Annotated in this window: 14 protein-coding genes; 8 read left to right on the top strand and 6 right to left on the bottom strand. The window is 71.7% G+C overall.

Annotated features, from left to right (window positions below; genetic code table 11):
- Positions 1-375 (bottom strand): VOC family protein, encoded by a 375-nt coding sequence (locus IEQ44_RS04010; protein ID WP_193637144.1) that lies wholly within the window; start codon positions 373-375, stop codon positions 1-3.
- Between the two features lie 103 nt (positions 376-478).
- On the opposite strand from IEQ44_RS04010, the gene IEQ44_RS04005 reads away from it, so the two are divergent.
- Together IEQ44_RS04005 and IEQ44_RS04000 are read left to right on the top strand one after the other, a co-directional pair.
- Positions 479-1,528 (top strand): permease, encoded by a 1,050-nt coding sequence (locus tag IEQ44_RS04005; RefSeq protein WP_319804480.1) that lies wholly within the window; start codon positions 479-481, stop codon positions 1,526-1,528.
- 20 nt (positions 1,529-1,548) lie between these two features.
- Entirely contained in the window at positions 1,549-1,791 is a 243-nt protein-coding gene (locus IEQ44_RS04000; RefSeq protein ID WP_193637143.1) for a thioredoxin family protein, read from the top strand.
- A gap of 100 nt (positions 1,792-1,891) precedes the next feature.
- On the opposite strand, the gene IEQ44_RS03995 is transcribed toward IEQ44_RS04000, so the two are convergent.
- Positions 1,892-2,374, bottom strand: coding sequence for a DUF2505 domain-containing protein (locus IEQ44_RS03995; protein ID WP_193637142.1), 483 nt, complete (start codon positions 2,372-2,374; stop codon positions 1,892-1,894).
- A 69-nt stretch (positions 2,375-2,443) separates the two neighbouring features.
- On the opposite strand from IEQ44_RS03995, the gene IEQ44_RS03990 reads away from it, so the two are divergent.
- Positions 2,444-7,330 (top strand): NAD-glutamate dehydrogenase, encoded by a 4,887-nt coding sequence (locus IEQ44_RS03990; RefSeq protein WP_193637141.1) that lies wholly within the window; start codon positions 2,444-2,446, stop codon positions 7,328-7,330.
- Between the two features lie 28 nt (positions 7,331-7,358).
- Here IEQ44_RS03990 and ku read toward each other — a convergent pair whose 3' ends face one another.
- Entirely contained in the window at positions 7,359-8,372 is a 1,014-nt protein-coding gene (gene ku, locus IEQ44_RS03985) for a non-homologous end joining protein Ku (protein WP_193637140.1), read from the bottom strand.
- Positions 8,373-8,466: 94 nt separating this feature from the next.
- Between ku and ligD (IEQ44_RS03980) the strand changes: the two genes are divergently transcribed.
- From ligD (IEQ44_RS03980) to IEQ44_RS03970, 3 genes are read left to right on the top strand one after another with little or no spacing between them, the layout of a single operon-like run.
- Positions 8,467-9,408, top strand: coding sequence for a non-homologous end-joining DNA ligase (ligD, locus tag IEQ44_RS03980; protein ID WP_193637139.1), 942 nt, complete (start codon positions 8,467-8,469; stop codon positions 9,406-9,408).
- Entirely contained in the window at positions 9,405-10,316 is a 912-nt protein-coding gene (gene ligD, locus IEQ44_RS03975; protein WP_193637138.1) for a non-homologous end-joining DNA ligase, read from the top strand. Before ligD (IEQ44_RS03980) ends, ligD (IEQ44_RS03975) begins: the two co-directional genes overlap by 4 nt.
- Positions 10,317-10,366: 50 nt before the next feature.
- Positions 10,367-11,137, top strand: a complete 771-nt coding sequence (locus IEQ44_RS03970) for a WecB/TagA/CpsF family glycosyltransferase (RefSeq protein ID WP_319804479.1) — start codon at positions 10,367-10,369, stop codon at positions 11,135-11,137.
- Between the two features lie 21 nt (positions 11,138-11,158).
- On the opposite strand, the gene IEQ44_RS03965 is transcribed toward IEQ44_RS03970, so the two are convergent.
- Positions 11,159-11,836 carry a response regulator gene (locus IEQ44_RS03965; RefSeq protein ID WP_193637137.1) on the bottom strand — a complete coding sequence of 226 codons (678 nt, stop codon included), beginning with the start codon at positions 11,834-11,836 and terminating at the stop codon, positions 11,159-11,161.
- A gap of 351 nt (positions 11,837-12,187) precedes the next feature.
- Between IEQ44_RS03965 and IEQ44_RS17830 the strand changes: the two genes are divergently transcribed.
- Positions 12,188-12,925 (top strand): helix-turn-helix transcriptional regulator, encoded by a 738-nt coding sequence (locus tag IEQ44_RS17830; protein ID WP_193637136.1) that lies wholly within the window; start codon positions 12,188-12,190, stop codon positions 12,923-12,925.
- Between the two features lie 132 nt (positions 12,926-13,057).
- Positions 13,058-13,519, top strand: coding sequence for an SRPBCC family protein (locus tag IEQ44_RS03955; RefSeq protein WP_193637135.1), 462 nt, complete (start codon positions 13,058-13,060; stop codon positions 13,517-13,519).
- Between the two features lie 19 nt (positions 13,520-13,538).
- Here IEQ44_RS03955 and IEQ44_RS03950 read toward each other — a convergent pair whose 3' ends face one another.
- Positions 13,539-15,137, bottom strand: a complete 1,599-nt coding sequence (locus IEQ44_RS03950) for a phytoene desaturase family protein (protein WP_227486883.1) — start codon at positions 15,135-15,137, stop codon at positions 13,539-13,541.
- Positions 15,110-15,421, bottom strand: a complete 312-nt coding sequence (locus IEQ44_RS03945) for a DUF4235 domain-containing protein (protein WP_193637134.1) — start codon at positions 15,419-15,421, stop codon at positions 15,110-15,112. Before IEQ44_RS03945 ends, IEQ44_RS03950 begins: the two co-directional genes overlap by 28 nt.
- Between the last annotated feature and the right edge of the window lie 10 nt (positions 15,422-15,431).

Raw genomic sequence — 15,431 nt, 5'->3', positions numbered from 1 at the left:
TCAGCTTCGTGGCTCCAGGAACTCCAACCGGTTGCCGAACGGGTCGGCGGCGTAGAAACGCTCGTGCCCGGGGAACTCGGCGTCCCAGGTCACCCGGACCCCGGCCGAGGTCAGTGAGTCGGCGAGTGCGGTGAGGTTGTCGACGAGAATTCCGGGGTGGGCCTTGCGAGCCGGGGCGAACTCGGACTCCACGCCGAGGTGGACCTCGAGGCCCCCGCCGCGGAACCAACAACCCCCGCGCGCCGCCAGCACCGGAGGTTTCTCGAGCTCCTCCATCCCGAGGACGCCGCCCCAGAAGGCGCGGCACTCCGCCTCGCCTCCGGCAGGGATGGCGAGCTGGACGTGGTGGAGTCGAGCGAAGGAGAAGGTCGTCACGGGGACAGTGTGGCGTCGCCAGGGGCGAACGTCGAGGAGCACGTCCGGGAAGTCCTGTTCGTCGATCCCCCGCCCCTCGGTCCCACGGTCTTACACTGTGAAGGTGAGCGGCTCCTCGAGGTCCGGAGTGGCGCAGGACCGGGCCACATGGGTGAAGCTCATGCTCGTCGCGGCTGCTGCTGGTTGGGCCCTGTCGTGGTGGGCCAACGAGCGCGTCTGGGACGCGTTGGTCGAGTGGTTCGGTCTCGATCTCGGGTCCCGGCCGGTGGGTGCGGTCCACTTCTTCTTCTACGACACCGTCAAGATCTTCCTGCTGCTGCTCGGACTGATGTTCGCGGTCGGGATGCTCCGTGCCTCCCTGGACCTGGAGCGGGCACGCGGCTTCCTGGAAGGCAGGGGCCTGACCGCAGGACTGGTCCTCGCCGTCTTCCTGGGAGCAGTGACACCGTTCTGCTCCTGCAGCTCGATCCCCCTCTTCATCGGTTTCGTCGCTGCCGGCATCCCGCTGTCGGTGACCCTGACGTTCCTGATCGCCTCTCCTCTCGTGAGCGAGATCGCGGCGATCATGATCGGCGACCAGTTCGGCTGGGGCATCGCGGTGGCGTACGTCGCCGCCGGCAGCGCGATCTCGATCCTCATCGGCTGGGCGTTCTCCCGGTTCGACCTGGAGCGGTGGGTCGAGGACCTCGTCAAGACCGGCCGGGTGGCCTCCCTGCGTGACGGCGACACGAAGCCCACGCTGGCGGACCGCGTCGACGCTGCCCTTGCCGAGAGCAAGGACATCTTCTCCGACGTGTGGAAGTGGGTGCTCCTGGGCGTCGGACTCGGCGCCGTCATCCACGGGTGGGTGCCGGAGGACTTCTTCGCCCGGTACGCCGGCCCGGACGATCCGTTCGCCGTGGTGGTGGCGACCGTCGCAGGGATACCGCTCTACGTGAACGGGGCGGGAGTGGTCCCCGTCGGCGAGGCGCTCTGGGCCAAGGGCATGTCCCTGGGCACCGTGATGGCGTTCATGATGAGCTCGATCGCCCTGTCGATCCCTCAGGCGGTGATGCTGCGCCGGGTCCTGAAGCCTCCGCTGCTCGCCCTGTACTTCGGCGCCGTGTCCGTGGGCATCATGGCCCTCGGCTTCCTGTTCAACCTGTTCGGCTGACCCACGAAGGGAAACCCACCATGAAGATCAAGGTCCTCGGGCCCGGCTGCAAGAACTGCCAGAAGCTGGAGAAGAACGCCGTGGCCGCGCTGGCCGAGGTCGGGCAGGAGGCGGAGATCGAGAAGGTCACCGACTACGCCGCGATCGCCGGCTACGGCGTGATGAAGACGCCCGGTCTCGTGATCGACGACCGGGTGGTCGTCAGCGGGAAGGTCGCCAGCGCTGCCGAGATCGCGGACCTGCTGCGCGCCGCGAACCCCTGAGGAGCCCTGCCCCGGAGGGACAAGGCTCCGCGCTCAGGGTGTGAGCGCGGATCTCAGCAGCGCGAGAGTCCCGTCGACGGAGCGGTAGGACGTAGGGCGACTACTGCGCCAGGTAGGCGACCCCGACCTCGTGCTCGGTGCGCAGCGCCTTCTCCAGCAGGTCGCGTACGACCCCCTCCAGCTTCCCGCCGACGAGCGGGACGGAGACGGAGATCTCCAGGTCGACGGACTCGACGGTCCGGCCGCCCTCCTCGTGGAGGGAGACGGTGCCGTTGATGTGCCCGGGGCGGTCGGGGATGCCGACGGTGTAGTCGCCGTTGCGGTGGTCGTGCCAGACCTCGCGGTGGATGATCGTGATCTCCTCGCCCACGATCTTCGCGGCGAAGGCCGGGATGTGGGTGACGGCCTGCACCCGCTCGACGCGCACGTCGGCGGCGTCCCCGTCCTGGGACATCTCGACCTGGTGGCTCACCACCCGCTGGCGGGTGCAGACCCGCTCCCGGAACTCCGGGTCGCGCAGCATGGCGGCCACGGCCTCGAGCGGCGCGTCGTAGGTCAACTGGTGCTGGAGTCGCTTCGTCACACCCCCATCATGACGGGTGCCGGCGTGGTGGGTGTTGCCGCGTCCCAGGTGCCGTCCTAGGGTCGGGGGGTGTCCACGACGAGCACGGAGGAAGACAAGTCAGCAGCGCTCTCGCGGGCTGCTGACGAAGCCAGCGAGCAGGCGTCGGTGCCGGGTGGGACGGTGGAGGCGTACTTCCGTCACGTCGCCCCCGAGGACGTCACGGGGCGCACCACCGACGAGCTCGTCTCGGTCGTCCGGTCGCACCGTGACCTGGCCTCCGAACGCCCGGCCGGGCGGGCACTGGTCCGGGTCACCGAGATCGGTGAGCGCGCCGTCGTGGAGGTCGTCACGGACGACATGCCCTTCCTCGTCGACTCCGTCACGATGGAGATGGTGCGCCAGCACCGGCCCGTCCACCTGGTCGTGCACCCGCGTTGGTCGGTGCGTCGCGACGCGGTCGGCAACCTGCAGGACGTCCGTGCGATCGACGACGCCCACCCCGAGGAGGCGCCGCACGACGGCGGCTGGAGCGTGGAGTCGTGGATCCGGGTGGAGACCGACCGGATCGTCGACGAGGAGGAGGTCGACGCCCTTGTCGCCGGGCTCGAGCGCGTGCTGCGTGACGTGCGCGAGGCCGTGGAGGACTGGACGCGCATGCGCACCCGCATGCTCGACCTCGCCGCCGGCCTCAACGACTGTCCCGACGACGTGCCGCGTCAGGAGATCGCGGCCTCCCGGGAGTTCCTGGAGTGGTTGGCCGACGACCACTTCACCTTCCTTGGGTGCCGGGAGTATGCGCTGGAGAGCCGTCCGGGCGCCGACTCCGAGCACGACGAGCTGCGCCTGCGGGGAGTCCCGGGGACCGGGCTCGGGGTGCTGCGTGACGACCCCGACCTGACCACCGACCCGCCGCCGCTCGGACCGGCCGGCCGCCGGGCCGCGCACTCACGTTCGCCGCTGGTGGTCACCAAGGCCAACTCGCGCGCGACGGTGCACCGCCGGTCGTTCCTCGACTACGTCGGCGTGCGTCTCTTCCACTCCGACGGCTCGGTCGCGGGGGAGGAGCGCTTCCTGGGTCTGCTCTCCTCGCGCGCCTACACGGAGTCGATCCTGCGCATCCCGGTCGTGCGGGAGCGGGCGGAGGAGGTGCTCGCCGAGGTGGGCTTCGACGCCCACTCGCACGCGGGCAAGCAGGTCATCGACATCCTGGAGAACTATCCGCGCGATGAGCTCTTCCACACCGGGGTCGACGAGCTGGTGCCCGTGGTCCGGTCGTTGCTGTACGCCGACCAGCGGCGCCGCCTCGCGGCCTTCGGTCGCCGGGACCCCTTCGGCCGTTTCGTCTCGGTCCTGGTGCACCTGCCGCGCGACCGCTACAACACGACCGTGCGCGAGCGCTTCTCCGCGATCCTGCGCGAGGAGCTGGGGGGTGAGGAGGTCGAGTTCGCGGCCCGCGTCGACGAGTCGCCGACCGCCCGCGTGCACTTCGTGCTGCATCCGCCGGAGGGTGCCTCCATCGGCGACTTCGACGCCCATCGGGTCGAGTCGCTCCTCGCCGAGGCCTCCCGCTCGTGGGCCGACGACTTCGTGGCTGCCGCGCAGGCCGAGACGGCCGGGCAGGACCCCCGTCGCCTGCGCGTGTGGGCGGAGGCCTTCCCCGAGGGCTACAAGGAGCGGCACGAGGCTGAGACCGCCGCCGCCGACATGGTGCGCATCGAGAAGCTGCTCGCCGACCCCGGCCCGGCGGGGGTCGACCTGGCCCTCGAGGAGGAGCCTCTCGAGGAGGGCGTGGACGAACGACGCGCCACCCTCACCGTCTACCGGGTGGGCGACCCGCTCTCCCTCTCCCACGTGCTGCCGTTGATCGCCTCGCTCGGTGTCGAGGTCGTCGACGAGGTGCCGCACCGTCTGGAGGGGTTGGAGCAGCCGGCGTTCGTCTACGAGTTCGGCCTGCGGCACCCGGGCCCCCTGCCCTACTCCGACCCCGAGCTCTTCGTCTCCGCCCTGCGCGCGAGCTGGCTGGGGCACAGCGAGGTCGACGGCCTCAACGGCCTGGTGCTCGACGCGGGCCTGCACTGGCGCCAGGTCTCCTGGCTCCGGGCGTACGCCGGCTACATGAAGCAGGGCAACGCACCGTTCTCGCGGACCACGGTGGAGCGCGCGTTGCGCGGCAACGTCGAGATCACCCGGATGCTGGTCGAGCTCTTCGAGACCCGCTTCGACCCCTCCCTCGACCTCGACGTCGAGCAACGGACCGCCGCCCAGGAGGCGGTGGAGGCTCGCCTCGCCGAGGCGCTGGACGCGGTGGTCAGCCTCGACCACGACCGCGTGCTCCGCTCCTACCTGCGTCACCTGCGGGCCACCCTGCGCACCAACGCGTTCCGCACCGACGAGAGCGGGGCCCGTCGTCCGGCGCTCGCCCTCAAGCTCGACCCCGAGCAGCTGCCCGAGCTGCCGCAGCCGCGGCCGGCCTACGAGATCTTCGTCAACTCGCCGCGCGTCGACGGCGTGCACCTCCGCTTCGGCCAGGTGGCCCGCGGTGGCCTGCGCTGGTCGGACCGGCCCGACGACTTCCGCACCGAGGTGCTGGGGCTGGTCAAGGCGCAGATGGTCAAGAACACCGTGATCGTCCCGGTGGGGGCGAAGGGTGGGTTCGTGGCCAAGCAGCTGCCCGACCCGTCGGACCGGGAGGCGTGGCTGGCCGAGGGCGTCGCCTGCTACCGCACCTTCATCTCCGGCCTGCTCGACGTGACCGACAACCTCGTCGACGGCCACGTCGTGCCGCCCGACGACGTGGTGCGCCACGACGGCGACGACCACTACCTGGTGGTGGCTGCCGACAAGGGCACCGCGACCTTCTCCGACATCGCCAACGAGCTGGCGGTCGAGCGGGGCTTCTGGCTGGGCGACGCGTTCGCCTCGGGTGGCTCGGTGGGCTACGACCACAAGGCCATGGGCATCACGGCCCGCGGCGCGTGGGTCTCGGTGCAGCGGCACTTCCGCGAGCGCGGACTCGACGTGCAGCGCGAGGAGTTCACCTGTGTCGGCATCGGTGACATGTCGGGCGACGTCTTCGGCAACGGCATGCTGCTCTCCCCGACGATGAAGCTGGTGGCCGCCTTCGACCACCGCGACGTCTTCCTGGACCCCGACCCCGACCCCGCCACGTCGTACGCCGAGCGTCGGCGCCTCTTCGAGCTGCCGCGCTCCAGCTGGCAGGACTACGACGCCGCCCTCATCTCCGAGGGGGGAGGGGTGCACTCGCGGTCGGCGAAGTCGGTGCCGATCACGCCGCAGGTGCGCGAGGTGCTGGGGCTGGACGACTCCGTGACCCACCTGCCGCCCAACGAGCTGATCCGTGCGGTGCTGCGTGCACCCGTCGACCTGCTGTGGAACGGCGGCGTCGGCACCTACGTCAAGGCCTCGACCGAGACGCACGCCGACGTGGGTGACAAGGCCGGCGACGCGGTGCGGGTCGACGGACGTGAGCTGCGGGCCCGGTGCGTGGGGGAGGGCGGCAACCTCGGTTTCACCCAGGCCGGTCGCATCGAGTACGCCCGGGAGGCGCAGGGAGCGATCAACACCGACTTCATCGACAACTCCGCCGGCGTCGACACCTCCGACCGCGAGGTCAACATCAAGATCCTCCTGCGCGCGGTCGCCGACGCCGGCAAGCTCTCCGCGGAGGAGCGCCCCGAGCTGCTGGCCCGGATGACCGACGAGGTCGGCCAGCTGGTGCTGCACGACAACTACGAGCAGAACATCGCCCTCAGCAACGCGGTCTCCACCGCTCCGGAGATGCTGCACGTGCACGAGGACTGGATGAAGGTCCTGGAGCGTCGCGGCGTCGTCGACCGCGAGCTCGAGGGGCTGCCGTCGTCGAAGGAGGTGCGGCGACGGATCGAGGCCGGCGAGGGGCTCAGCGGACCCGAGCTGGCGGTGCTGCTGTCGTGGACCAAGATCGTGCTGGCCGACGACCTGCTCGCCAGCGACCTGCCCGACGACCCCTACCTGCGCGGAGACCTCTTCACCTACTTCCCCTCGGCGTTGCGGCAGGACTTCCGGGCGCAGATGTCCGAGCACCCGCTGCGGCGCGAGATCGTCACGACCCAGGTGGTCAACGCCTTGGTCAACGGGGCCGGCATGACCTACTGGATGCGGCTCGCCGCCGAGACCGGCCGGGGTGCCGCGGAGCTCACGAGGGCCAACTTCGTGGCGCGCGAGCTCTTCGGTGCGGCCGCGCTGAGGGCCGACATCGACGAGCTCGACCACCGGGTGGCGGCGTCGGTGCAGACCGCGATGCGGTTGGAGAAGCGGACGCTGGTGGAGCGGGCGGCACGCTGGCTGGTGCAGCACTCGCGGGCGCCGCTGGACAGCGAGACGGTCGTCGACCGGTTCAGTGTGCCGGTGCAGCGGCTGATGGCCGACCTGCCGTCGATGCTCACCGGCCGGGAGGCGGACGCCTTCGCCCAGCGTCGCGACGAGCTGGTGCGCCGTGGCGTGCCCGACGAGCTCGCGACACGCGTGGCGGTGCTGCCGCCGGCCTACGCGTTGCTCGGAGTCGTCGAGACCGCCGGGCGCGACGACGTGGCGGAGGAGACCGTCGCCCGGGTGCACTTCGCGCTGGGGGAGCGGCTGGGGCTCAGCGCCCTGGCGCGGGCTGCGGTGGAGCTGCCCCGGCAGGACCGGTGGCAGGCGATGGCGCGAGCCGCGCTGCGTGACGACCTCTACGCGGTGCACGGCCAGCTGACCGCCGAGGTGCTCGCGCGGGCGGCCCGGGCGGGGGAGGCCACGACCGAGCCGCTCGACCAGCAGGCCGCCGAGGAGCAGGTGGCCCGGTGGAAGGAGGACCGGGGCGGCCGCGTCGAGGAGGCGGTCACCACCCTCGAGGAGATCGTGGCCGACGACGACGTCGACCTTGCCCGCATGTCGGTCGGGCTCCGCGTGGTCAGGTCGCTGCTGGCCCCCGCCTGAGGTGGGCTGGGCCTGAGGTGGGCTGAGGTCAGCTGGCCTTGCGGGCCACAGTCTTCTTGCTGGCGGCCTTCTTGGCCGTCGTCTTCTTGGCGGTGGACTTCTGTGCGGACGTCTTCTTGGCGGCGGTCTTCTTCGACGCCGCTGACGTGCCCTTCTTGGCCGCGCTCTTCGTGGGCGTCTTCTTCGGCGTGGTCTTCTTGGTGGCCTTCGTGGTGCTCCGGCCGGCCTTGTCGTCCTCGTCGTCCTCCACTGCCTCGCCACGGGCCTGCTTCGCGGCGGTGACCGACTTCTGCAGGGCGGCGAGCAGGTCGACGACCTCGCCCGAGCTCTTCGTGCTGGTCTCGGTGCGACGGACCTCGCCGCCCTCGATCTTCGCCTTGACCAGTGCCTCGACGGCCTCGGCGTAGTCGTCCTCGAACTCGTCGGGGTCGAAGTCACCGGCCAGGGTCTCGACCAGCATCCGCGCCATCTTCACCTCGGAGTCCTTGACGTCGCCGACCTCCACGGAGAAGTCGGGGGTGCGGATCTCGTCGGGCCACATCATCGTCTGCAGCACGATCACGTCGCCGGACGCCGCCGGGCGCACGCGGAGCACGGCCACGGACGTACGCTGCCGCAGCGCGACAGTGACCACGGCCATCCGGTCGGACTCCACCAGCGCCTCGCGGAGCAGGGCGTACGCCTTCGCGCCCGCGGCATCGGGCTCGAGGTAGTAGCTCTTCTCGAAGAGCATCGGGTCGATCTGGTCGGAGGGCACGAACTTCTCCACCGAGATCTCCCGCGACGACGTCAGGGGGAGGTCGGCGAAGTCGTCGTCGGTGAGCACGACCATCTCGCCGTCCTCGGTCTCGTAGCCCTTGGCGATCTCGGAGTAGGGCACCTCCTCGCCGTCGATCGAGCAGACCCGCTGGTAGCGGATGCGACCGCCGTCCTCCTGGTGCACCTGACGGAAGGAGACGTCGTGCGACTCCGTGGCCGAGTAGAGCTTCACGGGCACGTTGACCAGGCCGAACGAGACCGAGCCCTTCCAGATCGCGCGCATGACCTCTCCTCTGCTTCCGCCGGGTGACCCCGGAGTCCTTCCCTGCCGTGAGGGTCAGTATTCACCAGTCGCGGCGTGGGGAAGGATGGGCGACATGCGCCCGATGCTCGCCACCCGTGGGGACCACGTGCCCACCGGTCCGGGGTGGGCCCACGAAGTCAAGTGGGACGGCATGCGCCTCGTCGTCGAGGTCACCGGCACCAGGGCCCGGTTGACGAGCCGCAACGGCAACGACGTCACCCGCACCTTCCCCGAGCTGGCCCACCTCGACGTGCCCGACCTGGTGCTTGACGCCGAGGCGGTGGCCTTCGCCGACGGTCGTCCGAGCTTCGGGGCCCTCGCCACCCGGCTGCAGCGCAGCGGACGGGGCGCGCGGATCGCCGCCGAGGCGGTGCCGGTGACCCTGCTCGTCTTCGACCTGCTGGTGCTCGAGGGCCGCGACCTGACTGCCGAGCCGCTCTCCACCCGACGCGCCCTGCTGGAAGGGTTGGGGCTCGGGGACGACCTGCTCCAGGTGCCGCCGGTCTACGACGACGGTCCGATGCTGCTGGAGGCCACCAAGGCGCAGGGGTTGGAGGGCATCGTGTCGAAGCGACTCTCCTCGCGCTACGCCTCGGGGGTCCGCAGCCCCCACTGGCTCAAGTTCGCGCACCGACCGCGTACGTCCTGGGTCGTCGGCGGTTGGCGCCCGGAGACCGGGTCGGCGCACCGTCTCGGCGCGGTCCTGCTGGGGGAGCCCACCGAGGCGGGCCTGCGCTTCCGCGGACGTGTCGGCTCGGGCCTCACCGGCCGGGTCGCCGCCGAGCTGAAGGCCCGGCTGGAGCCCCTGGCCGCCGACGAGTCGCCCTTCGACGAGGCGGTGCCGCGACTCGACGCGACGGGCACCTCGTGGGTGCGCCCCGAGGTCGTCGTCGACGTCGAGTCGCTGGGCTTCGCGGCCAACGGGCGACTGCGACAGCCGTCCTTCCAGGGCGTACGCAGCGACCTGACGCCCGCCGACCTGCTCGGCGTGGACCAGGCGGGAGGTGCACGATGACTGACGTTCCCGTGGAGGTCGACGGTCGACGGATGACGATCAGCAACCTCGACAAGGTGCTCTACCCACGCACGGGCACCACGAAGGGCGAGGTGCTGCACTACTACGCCACGATCGCGCCGGTCCTGCTGCCGCACCTGGCCGACCGTTGCGTCACCCGGATCCGGTGGCCGCACGGGGTCGGTGACTCCAGCTTCTTCGAGAAGAACGCGCCCTCCGGGACCCCGTCGTGGGTGCGCACCGTCGAGGTGCCGACCACGGGCTCGCGCAGCGGCAACGGTGCGGGGGTGATCCGCTTCCCGGTCGTCGACGACCTCGCGACCCTGACCTGGCTGGCCAACCTGGCGGCCCTGGAGCTGCACGTGCACCAGTGGCGGGCCGACGCCGACGGCACGTTGCTCCCGCCCGACCGGCTGGTGATCGACCTCGACCCCGGCGAGCCGGCGGGACTGCACGAGTGCGCCCAGGTCGCGCTGCTGGTGCGCGACGCCCTCGCCGAGCGGGGTCTGGCCTGCTGCCCGGTGACGAGCGGCAGCAAGGGCCTGCACCTGTATGCCGACCTCACCGTCCTCGACGAGGGCGAGGTGCCCGACTCCGACGCCTCGACCGCGCTCGCCAAGGAGGTCGCCGAGGAGCTGCAGAAGGCCCACGGCCGACTCGTCACGGCCACCATGACCAAGTCGCGGCGCGGCGGCAAGGTCTTCCTCGACTGGTCGCAGAACGCCGGCTCGAAGACCACCGTGTCGCCCTACTCGCTGCGGGGCCGGGAGCGTCCGACGGTGGCCACACCGCTCACCTGGGCCGAGGTGGAGGCCGGCGCCGAGGACCCCTTGGCGCTGGAGCAGCTCGAGTTCACCGACGTGCTCGCCCGGGTGGAGGAGCTGGGCGACCTGCTCGAGACCGGCTGAGACTCCGGGCGGTCGGCGCGGCGCTATGCTCCGCGCGGAGGTGGGTCAGCGTGGAGCAGACGGGTGGGGCCACAGGAGCGGGTGCGTCGCTGCCCGTGCGCGACGTGATGGGCGTCGAGGTCGTGGCGGTCCCGGCCGCCGACGTGGTCGCCCACCTCGCCCGCGCCCTCGACGAGGGTCGCCGCCTTGCGGTCGCCTTCCTCAACGCCCACGCCTCCAACGTGGCCGCCTCGCAGCCTCGGTTCGCGCGGGCACTCGACGAGGCGCTGGTGCTCAACGACGGGGTGGGGGTCGACCTGGCGTCGCGGCGCCTGCACGGCTCGCCGTTTCCCGAGAACCTCAACGGCACCGACTTCGTGCCCCGCCTGCTCGCCGAGCTCGTCGAGCCACGGCGGCTCTTCCTGCTGGGTGGACGACCCGGCGTGGCCGAGGCGGCGGCCGAGGTGCTCGCGCAGCGCGCGCCGCAGCACCGGGTGGTGGGCACGCGTGACGGCTACTTCACCGACGACGAGGCGGCGGCGGTGGCCGCCGAGGTGGCGGCCAGTGGTGCGGAGGTCGTGCTGGTGGCCATGGGCAACCCGCGCCAGGAGCTCTTCGTCGCCGAGCACGGTGCGGCCACGGGCGCGACGCTGCTGCTCAGCGTGGGAGCGCTGCTCGACTTCCTCAGCGGTCGGGTGGAGCGGGCGCCCGCCCGGGTGCAGCGGTGGCGGCTGGAGTGGGTGTACCGCCTTGCCCTCGAGCCCGGCCGGATGTGGCGCCGCTACCTGGTGGGCAACGTACGTTTCCTGCTGCGCCTGGCACGCACGCCGCGCGTGCGTTGAGCCTCAGGGCCGGTCGGAGAGTCAGGCGCGTGCGGCCGGCGGCATCCAGCCGGCGTTGTGGGCCAGGCCGACGGCGCCGATCTGCGAGCTGACCTCGAGCTTGGCGAGGATCGACTTCACCTGGGTGCGGACGGTGGCCTCGGAGACCACGGACTCCTCGGCGATCTGGCGGACCTGGCGGCCGTTCATCAGCTGACCCAGCACCTCGGCCTCGCGGGCGGTGAGGCGGTTGAGGCGGTCGAGCAGCTCGGCGACCTGGGCGCGCTCCTCCTGCCAGTGGCGCACGAGGTCCTCGCGCTCTTCCACGGTCATGACCGGACGGCCCTCACCGATGAGGCGGATGGTGGCCAGGATCTCGTTGAGCGGCGCGGTCTTCTCCATGACCTTGCGGGCCCCGAGGCGTACGCACTGTCCCCAGCGGGCGCGGTCGGTCGAGCCGGTCAGCACGACCACGGCGGTGCCGGCCCGGGCGACGGGCTCGATCAGGCGGCTGCCGTCGGCGTTGCCGAGGTCGAGGTCGAGGAGGAGCACGTGGGGCTGGTGCTTCATCACCGCAGGCAGCAACGTGGTGGCGCTGTGCAGGTCGTCGGGGAGGGGAACTCTCCGGACCTCGTGTCCCTTCAGCTCGAGTGCGATCTGAAGTGACTCCGCGAAGAGTGTGTGATCCTCGATCACGCACACGCGGGAAGCGCCCCTCATGCCCCATGTCCTCCTGCATCTGCTGACGCCTCCAGCTCCCGGCCCTCCCGGAATCTGCCACGTCCAAGCGGCGTGGCACGTGCGTCAGCGCTCACCATCGTAGGTGCTGCGCATCCCCCAAGGTGGGGAATGGGTGCACCGGCGGTCCGTGCCGACCCGTCAGGCCGGTCGGGAGGCCCGTGCTGGGGGCCCCGCCGGGTCGAAGACTAGGCTCCCGTGAGCGGCGAATGGCCGGCATCTCGGCCCCCGCTCACCAGTATTGGGTAAATGCCACGGTGTGGCTCCGGAGATCGCCCGGTACCCGAGCGCGGCCGCCGTAGGGAGTGCCACGCTGGGACAGGTCCCGCGCTGGTGGCCGAACACAGGCACGGGGCTGGAGAAGGGCTGGACGAGATGGTGCAGGACGGGGGCCCCCGCGGGGTTGAGATCCCTCGCGTGGTGGTGGTTGCCTCGGGGCTGGTCGTGGGGCAGACGATGGCGCTGGCCCTGGAGGCCCAGGACTTCGAGGTGCGCAGCTACGACTACCCGCGCTCGCGGCCCGAGCTGCTGGAGACCCGGCGCCGTGCCGCGGAGTTCGGCGCCGAGATCGGCATCGTCGTCGCCGAGATCAACGACGTCGCGCAGTGGCGTGACGTGCTGGCGGTCGTCGAGACGATCCCGCTGCAGTGGCTGCTGGTGACCGGCTCCACCGACGCGCCACGGTGGGGCGGGTTGGTCGCCGCCGGGTGTGCCGGTGTGGTCCCGATGACCGACGGCCTTGATGCCCTGGTGCACGCCGTCCGTTCGGTGGCCGAGGGCGGCCCGGGGATGAGCCCCGCGGTGCGCGACCAGGTGCTCACCGCGTGGGAGCGTCTCGGTCCGCAGCGCCACGAGCTGCTCCGGCGCATCGCCGCGCTGTCGCCGCGCGAGTGGCAGGTGCTCGGCATGCTCAACGAGGGCCAGTCGATCACCGTGATTGCCCAGGCCGGTGGCGTGAGCGAGGGCACGGTGCGCAGCCAGGTGCGTGCGATCCGGCAGAAGCTCAACGTGAAGTCGCAGCTCGCCGCCGTGGCGGCCTACCAGGAGGCGATGGAGTTCGACCGCGTCTGACGCGGTCGGGTTCAGCCGCGTCGACGAGGGGTAGGCGTCCTTCTCGACACGAGAGGAGCACGCCATGACCGAGAAGCCTGACGAGACGCTGCACCTGACCACGAACCCCGACATCACCGGCGAGGAGTCCTGATGGGCGCTGAGCACGCGGTCCGGATCAGCCGAGAGGTCGACGCCCCGGTCGACGTGGTCTGGGAGGTGCTCTCCGACGGCTGGCTCTACCCGCTGTGGGTGGTGGGCGCGGCGCGGATGCGCAACGTCGACCACGGCTGGCCGGCCGTCGGCACCCGGTTGCACCACTCCGTGGGCAACTGGCCCTTCCTGCTCGACGACAAGACCGAGGTGCTCGAGGTGCAGGAACCGCGCATGCTCCGCCTCAAGACCCACGGGTGGCCCGCCGGAGCGGCCGAGGTCATCCTCGACGTGGAGGACCTCGGCGGCAACCGCTCGCGCATCAGCATCCGCGAGGACGCGACCGACGGCCCCGGTTCCCTGGTGCCCAAGCCGGCGCGCCAGATGGGGATCGGCCCCCGCAACCGCGAGACCATGCGGCGCCTGGCGCTGCTGGTGGAGGGACGCGCCGAGGGGCGCTGACCCTGCCCACCCGGTCGGGTCAGCCCAGCAGCCGGGACCAGGCCGTGCGTGCGAGCCGTCGCCGCACGGCCTTCTCTGAGCCCAGGGCCGCGCGGGCGGCGTTCCAGCCGCAGGCGCCGTGCACGCCGCCGCCGGGATGGGCCGACGCGCTGGCCAGGAAGAGCCCGGCGACCGGCGTCTCAGGCCGACCCAGGCCGGTGGCAGGACGGAACACCAGCTGCTGGTGCAGGTGGGCGGTGCCGGAGTTGATCGCGCCGCCGACGAGGTTGGAGTTGGCGGCCTCGATGTCGCCGGGGCGCTGCACGTGCTCGGCGAGGACCATGTCGCGGACGCCCGGGGCGGCCTCCTCCATCACGCGGCGCATCGCCTCGGTGCTGGCGGCCAGAGCCTCGTCGTCGTGGGCGAGGCTGTGGGAGAGGTGGCTGTAGGCCCACACCGACTCCGTGCCGGCAGGCGAGCGTGAAGGGTCGGCGGTCGTCATCTGGCCCAGCAGCACGAAGGGAGCGGTGGAGACCCGTCCCGTCGACATCGCGGCGGAGTGGTCGACGAAGCCGTTGTCGTCGACGCCCAGGTGCACCGTGCCGGCGCCCACGGCCTCCGGGGAGCGCCACGGCACCGGGCCGTCGACGGCCCAGTTGACCTTGAGGGTGGGGTGGTCCCACTGGAAGCGCGCGAGCGCGTCGACGTAGGAGGCGGGCAGGTGCTCGGTGCCGACCAGCTGGGTGAAGAGGCTGGGCGCGTCGACGTCGGCGAGCACGGCGCGGCGGGCCGCCACCCGCTCACCGTCGGTGAGGCGTACGCCCACCGCCCGGCCCCCGCGTACGTCCACCGACGCCACGCGCGCACCGGTGCGGACGGTGCCGCCGGCGGCCTCGAAACGGCTCCGCAGGGCATCGGCCAACGACTGCGCGCCGCCGGAGGGCACGGGGAAGCCGACGTCCTGGCCGAGCATGGTGAGCAGCCACCCGAAGAGGCCGCTGCCCGCTGCGTCGGGGGGCAGGTCGGAGTGCATCGCGTTGCCGGTGATCAGGGCTCGGGGCCCGGGGCCGGCGAACTGTTCCTCGCCGAGGCGGCGCGCGGGCAGCACCGCGAGGCGCGCGAAGTCGAGCAGGCCGCGGCTGCCGAGCTGACGTCCCAGCGAGAGGCCGGCGCGCACCGGCGGGAAGGGGGAGAAGAGGGCGTCGAGCAGCGGGTCGCGCAGGCGGCTCCACTGCTCGAGCATGGCGAGCCATGCCTCGCCGTCGCCTGCTGCCTGGCTCTCCAGGTGGGCGGCGGTGGCCTCGGCGTCGCGCTCCATGGTGGTGGCGCTGCCGTCGGGGAAGACGTGGGTCACGACCCTCGGGGCGTGCTCCCAGCGCAGGCCGTGGGCCTCCAGGTGCAGGTCGCGGATCACCGGGGAGGCCGCGGCGAGCGGGTAGAAGGCGCTGAAGAGGTCGGTGCGGAAGCCGGGCGCGGTCACCTCCGCGGTGCGTACGGCACCACCCACGGTGTCGTTGGCCTCTAGCAGCAGCACCTCCCACCCGGCGTCGGCCAACGCGATGGCGGCGACGAGCCCGTTGGGCCCGCCGCCGACCACGACCGCATCGGCGCTCAGTCGCCCGGCCACTCGCCCGTCCAACGCTCGAAGGCTCGGGCCCCGCCACGGTTGATCAGCGCGCGGACGACCGTGAAGATCGCGCCCTGGATCGCTGCCGCGGCGATGATCTTCGGCAGGTGGTGCTCCGACTGCAAAGGGGTCGGGGGGTCCTCGGAGACCGGGTCGACGGCGGCCCAGATCTTCTGGAAGATCTGTCCGGCGATGATGCCGCCCAGCATGGAGGCGACGAGCCCCCACGGGCGGTAGAGGATCTTGGCCGACGTGCTCGTCTGCTTCTCGGGCTTGCCCGAGGTGAGTGCGTTCATGGGTTCCTCC

The sequence above is a fragment of the Nocardioides malaquae genome, assembly GCF_015070385.1.
GTDB classification, from domain to species: Bacteria; Actinomycetota; Actinomycetes; order Propionibacteriales; family Nocardioidaceae; genus Nocardioides; species Nocardioides malaquae.
This window is presented reverse-complemented; position numbering and strand designations above follow the sequence as displayed.